The sequence below is a fragment of the Okeania sp. SIO2B3 genome (assembly GCF_010672525.1).
In the GTDB taxonomy this organism is placed as follows: Bacteria; Cyanobacteriota; Cyanobacteriia; order Cyanobacteriales; family Microcoleaceae; genus Okeania.
Genome location: NZ_JAAHGH010000008.1, coordinates 500,888 through 518,000, shown reverse-complemented (window position 1 = coordinate 518,000; position 17,113 = coordinate 500,888). Strand labels below are relative to the sequence as shown.

Annotated in this window: 13 protein-coding genes; 4 read left to right on the top strand and 9 right to left on the bottom strand. The window is 36.0% G+C overall.

Annotation, left to right across the window (positions count from 1 at the left end; all coding sequences use genetic code 11):
• Nucleotides 1-758 precede the first annotated feature (758 nt).
• From F6K15_RS11385 to F6K15_RS11365, 5 genes are all read right to left on the bottom strand, one after another.
• A complete protein-coding gene (locus F6K15_RS11385) occupies nt 759-926 on the bottom strand; it encodes a hypothetical protein (protein WP_293060798.1) in 168 nt (55 codons plus the stop codon).
• Nucleotides 927-1,789: 863 nt separating this feature from the next.
• A complete protein-coding gene (locus F6K15_RS11380) occupies nt 1,790-3,232 on the bottom strand; it encodes a phosphoglucomutase/phosphomannomutase family protein (protein ID WP_293060796.1) in 1,443 nt (480 codons plus the stop codon).
• A 689-nt stretch (nt 3,233-3,921) separates the two neighbouring features.
• The gene (gene folE, locus F6K15_RS11375) at nt 3,922-4,635 is read right to left on the bottom strand and encodes a GTP cyclohydrolase I FolE (protein ID WP_293060794.1); all 714 of its coding nucleotides are present in this window, start codon (nt 4,633-4,635) and stop codon (nt 3,922-3,924) included.
• 1,033 nt (nt 4,636-5,668) lie between these two features.
• Nucleotides 5,669-6,643: an acetyl-CoA carboxylase carboxyltransferase subunit alpha gene (locus F6K15_RS11370; RefSeq protein WP_293060792.1), complete on the bottom strand. Its 975-nt coding sequence runs from the start codon at nt 6,641-6,643 to the stop codon at nt 5,669-5,671.
• Nucleotides 6,644-6,905: 262 nt separating this feature from the next.
• Nucleotides 6,906-8,141, bottom strand: coding sequence for a pitrilysin family protein (locus tag F6K15_RS11365; protein ID WP_293060790.1), 1,236 nt, complete (start codon nt 8,139-8,141; stop codon nt 6,906-6,908).
• Between the two features lie 616 nt (nt 8,142-8,757).
• On the opposite strand from F6K15_RS11365, the gene F6K15_RS11360 reads away from it, so the two are divergent.
• Both F6K15_RS11360 and F6K15_RS11355 read left to right on the top strand, forming a co-directional pair.
• Nucleotides 8,758-9,216 carry a type ISP restriction/modification enzyme gene (locus F6K15_RS11360; protein WP_293060788.1) on the top strand — a complete coding sequence of 153 codons (459 nt, stop codon included), beginning with the start codon at nt 8,758-8,760 and terminating at the stop codon, nt 9,214-9,216.
• A 142-nt stretch (nt 9,217-9,358) separates the two neighbouring features.
• Entirely contained in the window at nt 9,359-9,556 is a 198-nt protein-coding gene (locus F6K15_RS11355) for a hypothetical protein (RefSeq protein WP_293060786.1), read from the top strand.
• A 226-nt stretch (nt 9,557-9,782) separates the two neighbouring features.
• Here F6K15_RS11355 and F6K15_RS11350 read toward each other — a convergent pair whose 3' ends face one another.
• Both F6K15_RS11350 and F6K15_RS11345 read right to left on the bottom strand, forming a co-directional pair.
• On the bottom strand, nt 9,783-9,935 hold the full coding sequence (locus F6K15_RS11350; RefSeq protein WP_293060784.1) for a hypothetical protein: 153 nt from the start codon (nt 9,933-9,935) through the stop codon (nt 9,783-9,785).
• Nucleotides 9,936-10,191: 256 nt separating this feature from the next.
• Nucleotides 10,192-12,015 carry a CapA family protein gene (locus F6K15_RS11345; RefSeq protein ID WP_293060782.1) on the bottom strand — a complete coding sequence of 608 codons (1,824 nt, stop codon included), beginning with the start codon at nt 12,013-12,015 and terminating at the stop codon, nt 10,192-10,194.
• Between the two features lie 455 nt (nt 12,016-12,470).
• On the opposite strand from F6K15_RS11345, the gene rfbB reads away from it, so the two are divergent.
• Both rfbB and F6K15_RS11335 read left to right on the top strand, forming a co-directional pair.
• Complete coding sequence (gene rfbB / locus F6K15_RS11340; RefSeq protein WP_293060780.1) at nt 12,471-13,544, top strand: dTDP-glucose 4,6-dehydratase; 1,074 nt, start codon at nt 12,471-12,473, stop codon at nt 13,542-13,544.
• Between the two features lie 1,203 nt (nt 13,545-14,747).
• The gene (locus F6K15_RS11335) at nt 14,748-15,173 is read left to right on the top strand and encodes a hypothetical protein (RefSeq protein WP_287519917.1); all 426 of its coding nucleotides are present in this window, start codon (nt 14,748-14,750) and stop codon (nt 15,171-15,173) included.
• Nucleotides 15,174-15,337: 164 nt separating this feature from the next.
• Here F6K15_RS11335 and F6K15_RS11330 read toward each other — a convergent pair whose 3' ends face one another.
• Nucleotides 15,338-15,868: a DUF456 domain-containing protein gene (locus F6K15_RS11330; protein WP_293060775.1), complete on the bottom strand. Its 531-nt coding sequence runs from the start codon at nt 15,866-15,868 to the stop codon at nt 15,338-15,340.
• 536 nt (nt 15,869-16,404) lie between these two features.
• Nucleotides 16,405-17,064, bottom strand: a complete 660-nt coding sequence (locus tag F6K15_RS11325) for a cofactor assembly of complex C subunit B (protein ID WP_293060774.1) — start codon at nt 17,062-17,064, stop codon at nt 16,405-16,407.
• Nucleotides 17,065-17,113 lie beyond the last annotated feature (49 nt).

The window sequence follows — 17,113 nt, the reverse complement described above, 5'->3', positions numbered from 1 at the left end:
AATTTGATGGGCAATAGGGGATTTATCAGTTATCAGTTATAGCGCTTTGCGCAGGCAACAGGCAATAGACAAAAGGCAACAGAGGGAATAAATTGCCGATAATATAAGACTTTTAGCTATTTGGCCTCTCCTACAATTTGTAAATATACCAGCGCTCATTGCTATATCAGTGAAAACGCCATATGTAGGGGCGTTAACGATAGTTATGCAAAGCAAATGGCATTGGCGTTCCGCCAAGCTCCGAATTGCGCCCTCACTGAATTGAGTGTCTGTGCGTAAGTCTTGTCAAGGGCTTTGTTGCATGAAGGTATATAGCTGCCGCACTTGCTCGGCATATGTACTTCATAATGTGCGGTAACTGCTGTAACTATTGGACAATAGATGGTAGTGCATCAATGTTTGAGGTGAAAAAGGCGGAAGCTTTTACAGGTAAAAGCTTTGAGGTTTAATCAGCAGATCAATAACTATTGTACAATAGATGGTAGTGCATCAATAATCGCGATCGCTATCTTTCGCGAATCAACAGAGTAATAACTATTGGACAATAGATGGTAGTGCATCAATAATCGTGAAACAGAGTGATATAGCTGCGGAATGGATGTTAAGAACGCTACTTTCATGCAACAAAGCCCTTGTGAAGTACAAATATTAATGTTTAATGTTCTGTAGTCTGGGTATCTTGTCCGCTAGTAGTTTACCTGATTGAGATGAAGTATGGCAGAATGCGACAACGGGAGCAAGATGCTCCCACTGCCTAACTATTGAATTTTGACAGCTTTTTCTCCAGATTTAATTGCTTTTTCTATATCTGTTTTATTGAAAGATTGAGTGAGGTTTTTACCTCCTTTTTCCCAAGCAGTATCCCACAATGAATCTGCTATTTTTGATAATCCCCAACCTGCTAAACCTACTAAACCTGCTTCCATAATTTTATATCTAGTGCCGCTACGCGGAAGTTAAAAGTTAAATTTATATTTATTCAGTGGCGAAATTTTGTTTTTTAGTTGAATAAAAAGTCATGCGTAGGGGCGAGTTACACCCAATGATTAAATCATATCACAATTTTTTTGGCGATGCAAGAGGAAAATCTTTGCCGTTTTTTTGGAGCTTCACAAGATGATATTTTTGGGTTTGTGCATATAGCGATCGCAGAGCAAGTGCGGTAGCTACATCGCTTCTACATGATTAAATATATGGATGTGTTGATGGGGCGGGTAAATTTTGCGTCCGCCACTTCTTTCCTTAGAGCTTCACAGGATGATAATTTTCTTTGCTTTTATGGTGTGAGTTTCCCTATGTATTCAGTGGCGAAATGGTGTTTTTTAGTTGAATAAAAAGTCATGCGTAGGGGCGAGCTACACCCAATGGTTAAATCATATCATAATTTTTTTGGAGATGCAAGAGGAAAATCCTTGCCGTTTTTTAGAGCTTCACAGAATGCAGATAAATCATCCGTATATCCGTGGCCAAATCTTTGTCTAGCAGTTGCTCAAATGTAATGGTAAGTAGTTGAAGGTATAGCGCTACGCATTAAGGTGTTTGACATTTCTAAACCATGTTAGCGGAGCATTTGAGCACCGAAAACCCTTTAACAGTTTACTATTCCCGATTCCCTATTCAAGTAGCGCTATAAAATTGAAAAACTTATGTTTTGCCTTGATACTTAATCTAAAAATCATTACCACTAAGCAACGCCAGAATTTAACTTCTAACTTCTGACTTCTGACTTCTGACTTCACTCAAGTGCTAGACATCAAAACTATAGGATTAACTTGCCACTTTGCATAAATCAAGCAATACTGTTAGCCCAATTTTTAGCCCACTCCAAAGTTTGCTTAACCTGCTGCATATCCGCAGCTTCACAATAAAGTCGCAAAACAGGTTCAGTACCACTAAACCGAATCAATAACCAACGACCATCAGCCAATCGCAACTTATACCCATCTATAGTCAAACAATCAACCACTTTTTGTCCAGCAACCTCTGTCAAAGGATAACTTTGTAACTGCTCCAACAAACGCGATCGCACCTCCATATTAGGCAAAGGTAAATCTATCCTGTCATAAACAGAACTAAAACCTGTTTTTTCTTGGAGTTGGCGGTAAATTGCACTTAAATCTTGACCAGACATTACCACTGCCTCTAATAAATAGAGTGCAGATAATAAAGCATCCCTTTCCGGAATATGAGTACCATAACCAATACCCCCAGACTCTTCTCCACCCACAAGCACCTGAGTTGATAACATTCGGTCGGCAATATATTTATAGCCAATGGGAGTTTCAAAAATTGGCATATTATATAATTGTGCCACCTTGGGAAATAGATCGGAACCACTAATAGTCTTTACCACTTCCCCACTAAACCCATGCCTAGTTGTCAGATGTTCTATCAGAATAGGAATTAAAATTTGGGAGCTGAGAAAATTACCCTCACCATCCACAGCAGCAATGCGATCGCTATCTCCATCAAACACTAATCCAATGGATAAATTTCCCTGATTTGCTGCTCGATAACTTTTCATTTCTTTAAAAAGTTTACTCAAATAGCGAGGCAAAGGTTCAGGAGCACCACCATCAAATAAAGGATCGCGATTACCATTAACCTCTTGAATTTCTACTCCCAATATTTTTTGCAACCCTCCAGCAGCAGCACCGTGCATTACATCTGCAAAAACCTTTAATTTTCCCTCATTAATAGCAGACTTAATGTTGTTAATATCTACCATTTTTTGTAGAGTTTCACAATAACTCGGCCAAGGATTAAAACTTTCTATTTTGCTCCCCTGAACCGGATTTTTTTCTACTTCAACTGTTAATAATTCTTCTATTTGTTGTGTAATTTCTGGAGGAACTGACCCACCAAAAGCACCCTTTACTTTTAACCCTAAATATTTTCCTGGATTATGACTAGCAGTCATGACGATTGCCCCAAGAGCTTGTTTTTCAAATGCTGCCCAACTAAAAGCAGGAGTAGGAGCATAAGTTTCTGTTAACAGCACATCAAACCCTGCATTTTGAACAGCTTCAGCAGCAACTTGGGCAAATTCTTCAGCCATAAACCTACGGTCGAAGCCAACAATTACTGTTTTACTATTATTCGTAGAATCAGCATAATTTTTCTCTAAAATTCGCGCTGCGATTGGAGCTACTAAAGAAACTCGTTCAAAAGTAAAATCATCAGCTATAACACCGCGCCAGCCATCTGTTCCAAATTTTATTGGTTTAGCCATACGATAAATCTCTTTATATATAGATTTGTTTGTGTGACATACTCCCACACTGCTGATCAAGAATCAGATGTGGGCTTCTCAGCGACTTCTCTACGAGAACATTGACTGAGCTACCAAGGGATGCCCCACCTCTGTAATTGATTTAAAATCGGCTTAATTGTACTGCTTGATCTCCTTCCAAATTTCATGGTGGCTACAAATCTTCGATCGAGACTTGAGCTGCTTTCTTGATATTAATTGCAGCGTTTAAGTCACGTCCAATTGACAGATTACATTGAGGACAATCATGCTGTCTTAGCAGCCCAAGTTTTCTTGACTTTATGCCCACAATTACTACATTCAGTTGATATTCCATGAGGTTTTACTTTGACTATTAACTGACCAGTTCTTGCCTCCTGCGGAGGAGCTGCGCTTTTTCCAACGGAGGTGCTCCACAAACATGTCACGAAGCGAAACAGCCTTGTTAGTTAATATTTCCTTAATTGACCCCACCCTACATCATGTACAGACTTAGCCAATCTAGACTTAGCCATACTTTTTATATTCAGCTTCTCAACTGCTACAATATCATAATTGGATAATATCAGAGAGGATGTCAATACTGCTTTTGTTTACACAATTATTGTTGAAAAAAATAGGGAAATAAGAAAAGTTACTTCCTTATTCCCAGGACATTTAGTTACTAGCTATTAAAAGAATGCAGGTTGATGGCGAATTAAACTCAGGTATTCCTCTCTAACTTTCTGGTCTTCTTCAAATAAACCAAGCATAGCGCTGGTAACAGTCCAAGAACCAGGCTTTTGTACTCCTCGCATTACCATGCACATATGAGTAGCTTCTATTACAACTGCAACACCTTTTGGTTCTAAAACTTGTTGAATTGCCTCAGCAATTTGACGGTTGAGCCGCTCCTGAACTTGCAATCTACGGGAATACATTTCCACAATCCGAGCTAGCTTACTAAGACCTACTACTTTTTGATTGGGAATATAAGCTACATGAGCTTTTCCCATAAATGGTAACATATGATGTTCACAAAGACTAAAAAGATTGATATCTCTAACTAGAACCATTTCGTTATGACCTTCGTCAAAAATGGCATTATTGACAATTTCTTCAAGGGATTGATTATAGCCTTGAGTGAGGAATCGCATTGCTTCTGCAACCCGCTTAGGGGTTTTGAGTAAGCCTTCTCGTTCAGGATTTTCTCCTACTGATAGTAAAATTGTTCGTACTGCCTCCATCATTGCTTCATTGGTCTCTTCAGCAGGAGGTTGTTGCTTAATCGGTTGACCATTAGATGAGGAGTTGCGGTCAGGTCGGTGAGAAATACCATTTGTAGAAGTTTTAACACCATTGGTGCTAATTGTGTCATTGGAAGCGTTGGAAAAAGTTTGAGTCATAATAGATCCGGATCAGATTAAAAAAAAAGCAAGTTGTATCTTGACCTAACTTTTGCTAGGCCATTTAGCTTAGAGCACAGCTCTCTGTTCATTGGCGGTAATCAGTTTTAGTTATTAATTAGCAATGAACTATGAGAATGGGAAATTTTTAATTTCTCTGCTGTAAGTGTGACACCGAGCAAGAATCTATTTTCACAAGTCATTACTTATCACAGAAGTAAGTAAATTACGATCTGAGTTGGTATCAGGAAAGTATTAAGAATTCTCCGCAACTATTTTAGGATGTTATCATTGTGAAATAGTTAAGCTAAATTCCAATAAGTTTCTTGACCCTAGAGAGGGGTATTGATCAACCCAGGGAGAATTGGCTGTAATACTAACTAAGTAGTTCTTTCTTTCATTGTCATTATTTCATAAGGAGCTATGAAGCAAAATTGACTGGACACCGTAGATACCCCTCTTGTGAAAATACTTGGTCATTAACGAAACCATACTTACTACTTTAATAATTATGCCAGAAAGTCAGTCGTGCATGGTTAATTAAGATTGCTTTAATAAATTGAAAAACAATGAAAGAAAAAAAGTTCTATCTAGATTCTGTTGAATTTTATTAATTTTGCTAGATAAAATGTTTAAGAGTTATTACAGCAATATTTCCCTAGCTAGGGTTATAGATGAAAAACTACTGAGGTTATTTTAAGAACTGTTTATTTTATTCTTAATTAGGGTTGACACTATTACTTAATTTCTAGTATAACCTAAAATCAATTTATTATAATTATACTAAATTATAATCACTTTATTACAGTTTATGATGTATCTCATCATCTTTTTAGTGCTCCTAGAGTAGAAATAATAAGTCACTAACAATCATCTTTCTTATCCATCTTGTGGATTTAATCAAAAAAATTAACTGGATACATAGACAGGAGATTCATCCGTAGAAAAATCAAACTTTTATTAATGGAATAATAATTTGTGACTTTTGACTTCCACGAAGCGGTTGACCAGAAGACAAAATAAACTTCAGTTTTTAAGTTTCCAAAAATACTCCTATGGAACGGAACTTTTGATAACGTTGTTTTCGGCGCTCCTCACTGCTGATCTTAGTTAATTCTTCTATATTGTTTATTATGGCCTTTTTTAGATTTTCTGCTGCCTGTAATGGGTTAGCATGAGCGCCACCATTTGGTTCTGGGATGACACGATCGATAATTCCGATATTTTTTAAATCCCAAGAGGTTATTTTCAAAGCATCTGCTGCTTGAGAAGCTTTACCAGCATCTTTCCAGAGAATTGCTGCACAAGCTTCAGGACTAGCAACTGTATATACAGAATGTTCTAACATGAGTAAGCGATCACCCACTCCAATTCCTAAAGCCCCACCTGAACCACCTTCTCCAATCACTGTACAAATTATTGGTACATCCAGATGAAACATTGCTCGTAGATTGTAGGCGATCGCTTCTCCTTGTCCCAATTTTTCGGCTTCTACACCTGGCCATGCACCAGGAGTATCAATAAAGGTCAAGATTGGCATTCCAAAGCTATTGCCATGTTCCATTAGCCTCATTGCTTTGCGGTACCCTCCTGCTGAGGCCATACCGAAATTACGGGCTACATTATCTTTCGTATCTCGTCCTTTTTGATGACCAATGATTATCATCGGCTTTCCATCTATTCTGGCTAAGCCCCCTACTATTGCTGGATCGTCACTACCACCGCGATCGCCATGTAACTCGATCCACTCATCACAAATAGCTTGGATATAATCCAGAGTGCTTGGTCGCCTTGGGTGGCGGGCTAACTGTAGTCTCTGTACGGGGGAAAGGCCATTAAAGATTTCTTGACGTAGTTGAGTTGCTTTTGCTTCTAGTTGGCTAATTTGCTCAGAGACATCTACACTACTACAGTCTTTTGCTAGTTCACGAATCTGATTTATACGGTTTTCTAATTCTGCTAGAGGCTTTTCAAAATCTAGGAGAATTTTACGTTCTGATTTGGGCACACCGAGTTTTTATTTTAGGTTTCACATTAACATTGTTAAGTTTACCACAGTTCATCAGTTTTTTGTAAAGCTATACTTGGGAAGTACTTCAGTTGTCAACTAATCACCACAAGTAAAATAACTTTGCATGCTAATTTAAGCTTGCGTTAATGTTAATTATTCTTATGTTTGCTTCTCCCCCAGTCCCCTACTCCCCTACTCAACAAAATGTAGAAAAGTTAATCTAGAAAAGTTAATCTAGAAAAGTTTTTGATAAATGGTATTATTCTGGTCCAACAATTGAAATATAGGGTTCAATGAAATACTTACTAGCAACTTCTTGTGCCTCAGCAGTAGTTACCATTGTCAGATTTTCTTGAAATTTGGAGTCAAATTCCATACCCAAACCTAAAATTTCATACCATCCTAAAATTTGAGCAATTTGTGAGTTTGTTTGTTTACCTAAAGCATATTGACCTAATAATTTGTTTTTGCAGACTTGTAACTCTTCTGAGCCAAGTTGATTATTCACTAAGCGTTCCACTTCTTCTCTTAATCCTGCTTTAGCGATCGCTGTATTTTCTGTAGCAGTTCCTATATAAACTGTAAAGTTGGAGGTATCTATACGGGTAGGATAAAAGGCAGATACATCATAAGCTAAACCTCGTTTTTCTCTCAGTTCAACAAATAAGCGACTTGATAAACCATTGCCCAAATAAGTATTAATTAATTTGAGAGAAGCATAGTCATAACTATTAACATTTGCTGCTAAATAACCAAGCATAATAATCGATTGTTGAGTTTCTTGGTATGTTGTTGCTTTTGATGGTTGGGGAGTTAGAGTTGGTAAGTTTAAAGTTACTGGAGATGTTTCTGGTCGTTGCCAATCTCCATAATTTTCTTCTACTAAATTAATTGCTTTGGCGTTCGTAATATTACCTACTATAGATATGATTATATTATCTGGACGGAAGTGAGTTTGATGAAATTCTTGAAGATCGGCGCGGGTAATTTGAGAAACTGTTTTTTCTGTACCTAAAGTTGATAAAGCATAAGGATGATTTTGATACATCATTTCTCGTAATTGAGAGAATGCTACGGTAAAAGGTTGTTCTAGTTGAGAGCGAATACTTTGAATAGTAATTCGTTTTTCTAGTTCAATTTCTGTTTCTGGAAATGATGGATATCTGATTATTTCTCCTGATAATTGAAATATATCTGCAAAATCTGTAGATACTGTTTTTATGCTCATTAAGAAATAATCTGTGGTTGTATCTGTACCTAGTCTTGCTCCTACTGATTCAACTTTATGGGCGATATCTAGAGAGGATAATTTTTCTGTCCCTTTGGTTAATACTGCTGCTAATAAGTGAGAGATTCCTGCCTGTTCTCTGGGTTCATAACGACTACCTATTCGTAAGAATATTTTGGCTGAAACAATATCCGCTGTCTTATTTTCTGTTGTGATGACGACTATGCCATTATTCAGAACTTTTCGCTCTATATTTTTTTTAATCATTAATTTTTTAATTTTCAATATTTAGAAATCTTATTTGAGTTGTGAGATATTGTAGATTTTTAGGGAATAGGGAACAGGGAACAGGGAACAGCAAATAGGAAACACAGAAGCAATAAAATTCTCACATCTGATTCAGTGATTGCTATTAGTTAGTAGTCAAGAGTTAGGTAAGAGCCGAAGACCCCCCATTAATTTTTTTTGTGTTTTTACTATTAGACATCTCCAATAATAGAAAATAAAATCAATTATCGCATATAAATGATCGATTCTTTCCTCCTACTTCTTACTCTCTCTTTTCTGGAGATGTTTATTGAGTTAAACTTTGATTTGTCTGTAGCTTTTTGGGTACTCCTTGTCTATTCAAAATACACTGTTTATTTTACAAAAACACTTATTTTTTGAAACTGGTATATTGAACAATAACTTACAGAAATTTTTTGGCATTGTTAATTTTAAGTATCATAGCTAATTTCACAAAGAGTTGGTAACTTATGAAGTCAAATAATAAGCTTAAATTACTTGAGAATAGAGGTTTTAAGTACTGAAAATATCACTTTTGACTGTCTTGAGTCTGTTTTACATTCTGAATGAGATTTTTTGTAATGAGGTGGCAATTTTGCCTTATTACATTGCAAATTTGAATATTGAATATACTTATCAGCAGAAAATGGGGGATGATCAGGAGTTTAATAATATTTGTTTTGTTGATACTTTAGACCATAGTTCCTTTGAGTATAAGCAGTTAGATTTATTTGCGATGACCGTGGAAAATACTGAAAGGATTAAACGGCAAAATGATTGTGATTATATTTCGGTGATTATTGGTAATCCTCCTTATAATGCAAATCAAGCTAATGCAAATGATAATAACCAGAATCGTTCTTATCCTGAAATTGATATCGGAAACCGCAGTGCTTTGGAATGGGTATTAGACCAATACAAAGAAAAGAAACCCAGAGACAAAACTATCGCTGAAAAATTTAATACCTATAGTTTTGCCGACTATAAAGAAACAGTCATTGACCTACTACAAAAAGTTTGTACCGTGAGTGTCGAAACTATGAAAATTATTTAGAAGATGGAAACTATTGAAGAAGTATAAATAGTTTTTGTAGGGGTTTGGTCTCTAAGTTTTTCTCCTAGTCTTAGAAAAAGAGTAGATATTTCAATTCATCCTCGACTCCCTCTTCTCAAAAGACAAAACCATCGCCGAAAATTTGAATACCTATAGTTTTGCCGACTATAAAGAAACAGTCATTGACCTACTACAAAAAGTTTGTACCGTGAGTGTCGAAACCATGAAAATTATTCAGAACCTTTCTCCAACTCCAAAACCTTCTCCAAATTTCTCTAGAAACCAGAAATTACTAGGCAAAAACTTTTATTGCCTTATTCGCAACACAGAAAAATCATAAATAAAAATTCAATTCAATCCCCACGAGAGTTTGTTTCTCTGAGTAAAAATTCTTATTGTGTATAGCGCAACAGAAGTAAATCAGAAATAAAAATTTGATTCAATTCACCACGAGAGTTTGTTTCTCTAAGTAAAAATTCTTATTGTGTATAGCGCAACAGAAGTAAATCAGAAATAAAAATTTGATTCAATTCACCACGAGAGTTTGTTTCTCTAAGCAAAAATTTTTATTGCGTATAGCGCAACAGAAAAAAATCAGAAATAAAAATTTGATTCAATTTATTCAACACAATTTTCCTGCTAAAAGGCGATCGCTCATCTTCAGGAATTTTCCTAGAAGCAGTATCAGAAATATTGTCATCTTGTGGAGCTTTAAGCAAATACTTGTTTTTCCCTCCATCACTCCTCAGTGCAAAGCCAACCACATCTTCATTCTGTGAAGCACCTAAAAAAAACGCGTCTCAAAGTATTTTAAGTTGCATCCCCACAATTTTTGTGATATCGTAATGATTATAAGGGGTCGTTCGCCATCGTGCATGACTTTTTATTCAACATAATTTCCCTACTCAAAGGCGATCGCTCATTTTCAGGAATTTTCCTAGAAGAAGTACCAGTTATTGTCTCAATTTTTAACCTTTAACTTTTAACTTTTAATTTTCCTTCCCCATCAATTTCTAAAATTGTCTTCGGAAAATCTTTTTTTGTAAGCTGCTTAATTAACTTAATACTCCGACCATATTTATCAGGATAAGGAATCCCCTTACTATTCAAATGAACAGGCAAAATTTTACCCGAAACAAAATCTCCTCTAGGATTAATATCTACTTCTAATACCAAAGAGTATCCTAACTGAGCTTTGCTAGACAAAGTGCGATACCCCATAAAATTACCAAGAGAATAAGCAATTAACTTCCCTTGATAAACCTCCATTGCTCTAGGCACATGAGGACCATGAGCCAAAATTAAATCTGCACCTTCATCTATTAACGTATGGGAAAATAAAATTTTATTACCTCGATTTTCACCAAAAAAATATTCAGTCTTATTCTTAATTCTTAACGCCCTAGTTCCCTCTGCACCTGCATGAACAGAAATAACAATAATATCTGCATTTTCATCTGCTTCTCGAACAAGTTTTTTTGCAGATTCTAAATCAAGCATAGAATTATGATAACTATAATTACTAAAAGCAATAAACGCTATATTAATCCCTTTCACTTGACGATAAACAATTTCTCCCTTTTTCCCAACAGCTTGCATACCAGCATTTTGAATATTGGTAATTGTATCTTCAAACCCTTGCTTTAAAAAATCAAAAGAATGATTATTTGCCACACTTAATACATCAAAACCAGCATCTTTCAACAAATATCTATAATTCGGTGGTGTTCTAAAAGCAAATACCCTACCACTCCCCATTTTTTTGCCACTTCTTGGATAACTTGTTAAGGTACTTTCAAAATTCCCAAAAACAATATCTGCATCCTGTAATAGAGGTTTTACTGATGCAAATAACTCTTGTTTTTTAGGGTGTAGTTTATTTTTAGGATAATTAGTGCCGGGAATAATATCCCCCACTGCTTTAATAGTAATTCTAGTATCAGGATTAATTGGAGATTTAATCGATGATAAAACCAACTCAGAAACCTCTGATAAATTAAGTTGATTTTGAGTTTGTACAATTTGAGGAGTAGTTACTGTTGATACTGCCGACTGACTAACTTCTAATGTTGAAGAGCTTGACTGAAGTTTTTGTTGTGGTTGAGAAATATTTGAAATAATTTCAGGTAGCTTGTAATTATTAGAATTGAAAACTAAATTTGATACAGGAATTAATGCTATACCAATAGTACTTACTAATAGCCAAAGAGCTTGATTTTTCTGAGGTAAAAATTGCCAAGAAGTATCAGAGGAAGAAAAGATTTTTTTTGTCCTAGAGCGACTATTTATTTTTCTCACAGATCCCTTGAGATTAACTGGAGAAAAATCTACATTTTTATCCTCACTTTTACCGAACTCTGAGTTAGTCTTAACTATTTCTGGAGCATTTAATTCCACCTGTTGAAATAGGGAAGGTAGAGTAGGTTCAAGAGATTTTTGGGAAGAATTTGTATTTTCTGACTGCCACCAAATTGTCCCTACTCCCGCTGGATGGTATATACTAGGTCTGTATAATTCAATAACTTCTGTCCACTCAGGGATGGTGTGACCTAATCTTCGCCCGTAAAGATTGACAAAATCAATCGATGATGCATTAAGGCGCTGCATTCCTTGATGAATTACTCTAATACAAGCTTGGCGATCTGGAAGTTGAGAGCTTTCTAGTAGAAGATGCAGATTATTTTTCTGAATACTAACCCTAGCTTTAACTCCGATAGTTGTTAATGCTTGATTGATGAGAAAAGCGATCGCTTGAGGGTCTCCTTGTTTTGCTCGTGTTAAAATTTCTTGTTGACTCAAAATTATTATCCTTACACCAAAAATATCAGCTAAATTTAATCATATTACTACTTATCAGAATAAATTTTGACTGATAATCCCTTATAGTTAAGCTGTTTTGCATTTAAACCATATATCCAATTTTTGTCAAAGGGAATACTGGATCAGGGAATATAGAATCTAAGGGACTTCCAAATAACAAATTATCCCATTAACTATGAAAGTAAGGGAGTAGGGAGTAGGGAGTAGGGAAGAAATTGAAAAAGTAAGGGAGTAGAGAGTAGCTAGTTAACGATCTAAGTACAAAAATTGGGATAATTTATTTTCTGCTATTCTCTAAATTATATCATCAAAACACTGGCATTCATCCGAACACCAAAACAAGTTTATGGTGTCGGGCTTCTGCCAGATTCAGCTAAATGTTAAATTAATTTTGCATTAAGTGCTCAATAGCAAACTCTCAGGAGATGAAAATTATGGAAAGTAGATTATTGGTAACCGGAGGTGCTGGATTTATAGGTTCTAATTTTGTCCATTATTGGTGTGAAACCTATCCTAATCATCGAGTAGTTGTATTGGATGCTCTGACTTACGCTGGTAACAAGAAAACTTTAGCTGATTTACTAGAGTTGCCAAATTTCCGTTTTGTCCAGGGAGATATTTGCGATCGCTCATTAGTAGATAGGTTACTCCAGGAAGAGGATATAGATACAGTAGCCCACTTTGCAGCAGAATCTCATGTGGATCGGTCTATTCTTGGCCCGGCAGCTTTTGTTCAAACTAATGTTGTGGGTACTTTTACTTTGTTAGAGGCGTTCAGAAGTCATTATCCCACTGTTGCTCAAAATCCAGATCGTAGGTGTATATTTCTCCATGTTTCGACTGATGAAGTCTACGGTAGCTTAAGCTCAGAAGATTCTGCCTTTACAGAAACCACACCTTATGCGCCAAATAGTCCCTATTCTGCATCGAAAGCAGGAAGTGACCATCTGGCTAGAGCTTATTATCATACTTATGGTATCCCGACAGTTATTACTAATTGTTCTAATAACTACGGACCGTATCATTTTCCTGAGAAGTTAATTCCTCTGATGTGCATCAATATGTTATTAGGAAAACAATTGCCAGTTTATGGTGATGGGCAAAATATTAGAGATTGGTTGTATGTGATAGATCATTGTCGAGCATTAGATACGGTAATTCACAAAGGTAAACCTGGAGAAACTTATAATATTGGTGGAAATAATGAGGTGAAAAATATTGATTTGGTGCGAATGTTGTGTCAAATTATGGATGAGTTAGCAACTAATTTACCAGTGCAACCTTGTGAAAAGTTAATTACTTTTGTTAAGGATAGACCAGGACATGACCGACGTTATGCTATTGATGCCACAAAGATTAAAACTGAGTTAGGTTGGCAACCTTCAGTAACTGTTGAAGAGGGGTTACGTCAGACCGTAGAATGGTTTTTGAATAACCGAAATTGGTGGGAGCCATTATTATCTGAAGAATATCAGGCTTATTATCAGAAAGTTTATGCAAATTCTTAAATTGGTTATTGGTAATTAGTAATATTTCTTGATGATTAGCTACTAGCTCTTCTATTTTCTGTAAGTAGTCTTTTCTAGCCACTATCCTAATTCTCAATATTCTCAATTAGTTAGTCTAGTTGTAGAGTTTTCAAGGTTACTACTTTTATAGGAGAAGGTAGAAGGAAAAATCTGGCGTTGTCTGAATTTTCAGCTTTTGATATATCCTCATCTTTACTTCGAGTGCTATATAGAAATTTTATTTGAATTGTAGGTAAAATTTCTGAGAATTAGGGACTAGAAAACCAGGAACAGAAATAAGACTTTCAAAGTCTCTACTGATGCAGCTGATTGTAATTACAATTATCAAGCAAAAAACTTAATAATAGCCTGGGAAAACTAATCCCAGATTCAAGTCAGTTAATGCTCAATTCTTACCACAAATTTTAAATACTTTAGATAGAGCTTTTTCTGAGATTAAATCTCTTGGTAAAGTTTTTCCTCGCTGCAATAAAAAGTTGAGAAGCTTTGTCTTTCTGGCAATGCTGAAAAATTGTCTAGGTAGATGTTTGATAAAGCATTTAAGATGTAAGCATTTCCTGCGGAATGCTGCACAAACAGCTATTAGCAGTCAGCGATCATATCCATGAATGTAATAACTTACTAAGGTTATCTGATAACCTTTTTCTTTTGCGCGGAATGCGGAAGTAAACACAACTTTTAATTCCCCTTGGAGACTTCGGTGCGATAATGAGCTAATAACTCATAGCTGATAGCTGATAGCTGACCGCTGAATGCTTACTTTAAGATTGCCAAGTACTGAGACAAAATTAATTACATATTCTGCCGTCTCCCTTTTGCTAATTTCAACAATAAAATTTATTTTGCATAACTATTATTCATTATATCCATTAGTTTTAGAGTCTTGGAGGTACAAAGTTTTCAGAATTTAAGGAATACTTGCTCTGGTAACAGAGAGATTTTAAACAGTACCTTAGCATCTCAAAAATTGCTATTAAAGTTATCTCATAAAGAGCAGTTTTAGAGTCTTGGAAGTACAAAATTTCAAGAATTTAGGGAATACTCGCTCTGGTAACAGAAATATTATTTAAGCCCTACCTTAACATCCTAAAAATTGCTGTTAAGACTACGTCAAAAATAACCGAAGCAAAAATTTTCGACTATTAAGTATTAGATTTTTTGTACCGTACAACAAGAGGAAAAATGAAAAAATTTGCTCTAATCACAACATTATTAATAACTTCAAGCTTCATAATTTATCCCAAAGAAGTTTTATCTCAAAATGCTCCTACTTATGTACCTGGATATTGGCAACCAGAAGCTCAAGCAGCAGATTCAAAACAACCAATTATACTAAAGATTTTAAATCAGACCGGAAAAGCTCTCAACTATAACTTAATTCCAGAAGTAGAAAGAATTTTACCCGCAGGAAGAAGTAAAAATATCAGAGTTGACTTGCAAAGTATACCTGACGGTTATGGCACAGTAAACATATATAATGACAGTTTACTTACTTATGAATATAGTGCAGAGGGTAATACAGTTACAGTTAGAGTTAAACCAGGTTCAGAAGCAACTGACCATAAATCAGTTTATATTTCTCCCACTGGCAGAGTTTATTCTTTTTGACATCCTCTCGACGCTCACCCTACGGGTACAGCGATGGCTCTGCCAACCTCACGATGGAGCATAGAACCCCTTCAACAAGTGCGGGAAGTCCATGTATCCCGACGCTCACCCTGTTGCTTAGAGCGCGGGACTTATAGCTCCCCGAACCCCTAATCTCTTAAAAACTAACTGTTAATGGTCGGCCAAGTTGAAACAAGAAAAACTATCACAGTAGCGATCGCTAAAATTCCTTGAATTATATTTCCCACAACTGTGCCGACCACTATACCTATTCCAGCTTTTACAGATAATTTAGCCCTCTGAGCAAACTCTAAATCTTGCCGATACAAAAATTCTCCAACAACTGCTCCGAAAAAAGGTCCAATCAACATCCCTAATAAAGGTCCGCCAAATGGCAAAGCTGGTAATAGACCAAAAAAACCTAATGCCAGACCAACGAAGCAACCTATTTGTCCCCATTTACTAGCACCTGAGTGTTTTGCTCCCCAATAAGTAGCTAGAAAATCTATCAAAGTACTCAAAACCAGAACAGTGATCGCCATTCCTAATGCCCAACCCACCCCAGTAAAATTTTGAATAAAGCTCCAAACTAAAATCGCTGCTAAAATCAAACTAGAACCGGGCAAACCTGGAATTACAGCACCAGCAACACCGACCAACATAACTATTAGAAGAAGCCAGTAAATAATTATCATTAACATATTAAAATCAAAAAAATTAACCAAAAAATAAGGTTTCAAGCTTCCCCCTTTCAAGGGGATGAAAAAGCGGTCGTTTGCTTTTGCTTCGCAAAACTGGCGTAACGCAACGCTGACGCGAAACGCGACAGCGGAACGGAGTTCTATCTTCGCAGCTTCCCCGTTGGGTGGGATGGCTCCGAAACCTGCGCCATATCCATGAGACCAAGAGAAAATAAAGTTTAATATTTCAAGCCTCTGACTTCAGGCCGAGGTACTGATAACTGATAACTGAAATGACTTGTCTTAATTAGGGCTTACTGATTAATTCTCAAAGTATTGACTGATATTGGCTTTAACGTTTTTGAGTTAAAAAAAGTACCAGCTTTTCGGTGAAAAAAGCTCATGCATACTAGTATTTTGGAATTATTATGGCAGAAAAATTGAGGGATAATTTTTCCGACTACCTCCTCGCTCATCCCCCGTTCCTCCTGTCTCCTGTCTCCAGTATAGCTGTCTCCTACCTCTACTAAAAGACTAGTGAAGCGCAAACCCTAATTAATTCTAATTAACTCTTCTTTCGACAAAGTATCTGTCAATTTATCTGCTATTCCCGAAATCCAATTTTCATCTTGTTTAGTATAACTGCGAGGTGCATTTGCGCCTAAAATCATTACACCATTCTTACCAATAGGTTGACAAATGACACCTTGAGTATTTTCTGGTAAATAATTAAATTCAATACGACCTGGATAAACTTTTAAATCTACTAAATAAATAGGTTTTTGTTTATTCAAAACTTGCTTGAAAATAGCTCCTGGTTCTACTTGTGAATGAGATGGTAAAATTCCTCTTTTTAATAAGACTTTGTTTTGATACCAAATAATAATAGTTTTAGTAACTGTATTAGTTAATAATAAACTAGAAGCCCAGGCAAGTTCATTTTTTGCTATGTCAGATAATTCTGGCAATAGTTCAAACCCTGATTCACCAATTAATTCAACAGTATCAGGAGAACGTGGTTGTATCTGTTGCCAAAGTAAACCAGTTAAAATCAAAAAAGCACTTAAAATTACCCCCACTACATCAGAACGAGCTTGGGAAGCTAAAAGATTAGGGGTGAAAAATCGATTAACCATGAGTAAAGTTCCGCCTAATCCTCCTACTATTATAGGTAGCATTCGTAAGACTTTGTTTTGTTCTGATTGAGTCATATTTTAAAGAATAAATTACCAAATAAAGAGGGTTTAAATAGGGCTTGCT

Coding starts and splice junctions, on each gene's coding strand:
- F6K15_RS11385 (WP_293060798.1), bottom strand. CDS start 926: ATGGAAGCAGGTTTAGTAGGTTTAGCAGGTTGGGGATTATCAAAAATA.
- F6K15_RS11380 (WP_293060796.1), bottom strand. CDS start 3,232: ATGGCTAAACCAATAAAATTTGGAACAGATGGCTGGCGCGGTGTTATA.
- folE (WP_293060794.1), bottom strand. CDS start 4,635: ATGACTCAAACTTTTTCCAACGCTTCCAATGACACAATTAGCACCAAT.
- F6K15_RS11365 (WP_293060790.1), bottom strand. CDS start 8,141: ATGATTAAAAAAAATATAGAGCGAAAAGTTCTGAATAATGGCATAGTC.
- rfbB (WP_293060780.1), top strand. CDS start 12,471: ATGGAAAGTAGATTATTGGTAACCGGAGGTGCTGGATTTATAGGTTCT.
- F6K15_RS11335 (WP_287519917.1), top strand. CDS start 14,748: ATGAAAAAATTTGCTCTAATCACAACATTATTAATAACTTCAAGCTTC.
- F6K15_RS11330 (WP_293060775.1), bottom strand. CDS start 15,868: ATGATAATTATTTACTGGCTTCTTCTAATAGTTATGTTGGTCGGTGTT.
- F6K15_RS11325 (WP_293060774.1), bottom strand. CDS start 17,064: ATGACTCAATCAGAACAAAACAAAGTCTTACGAATGCTACCTATAATA.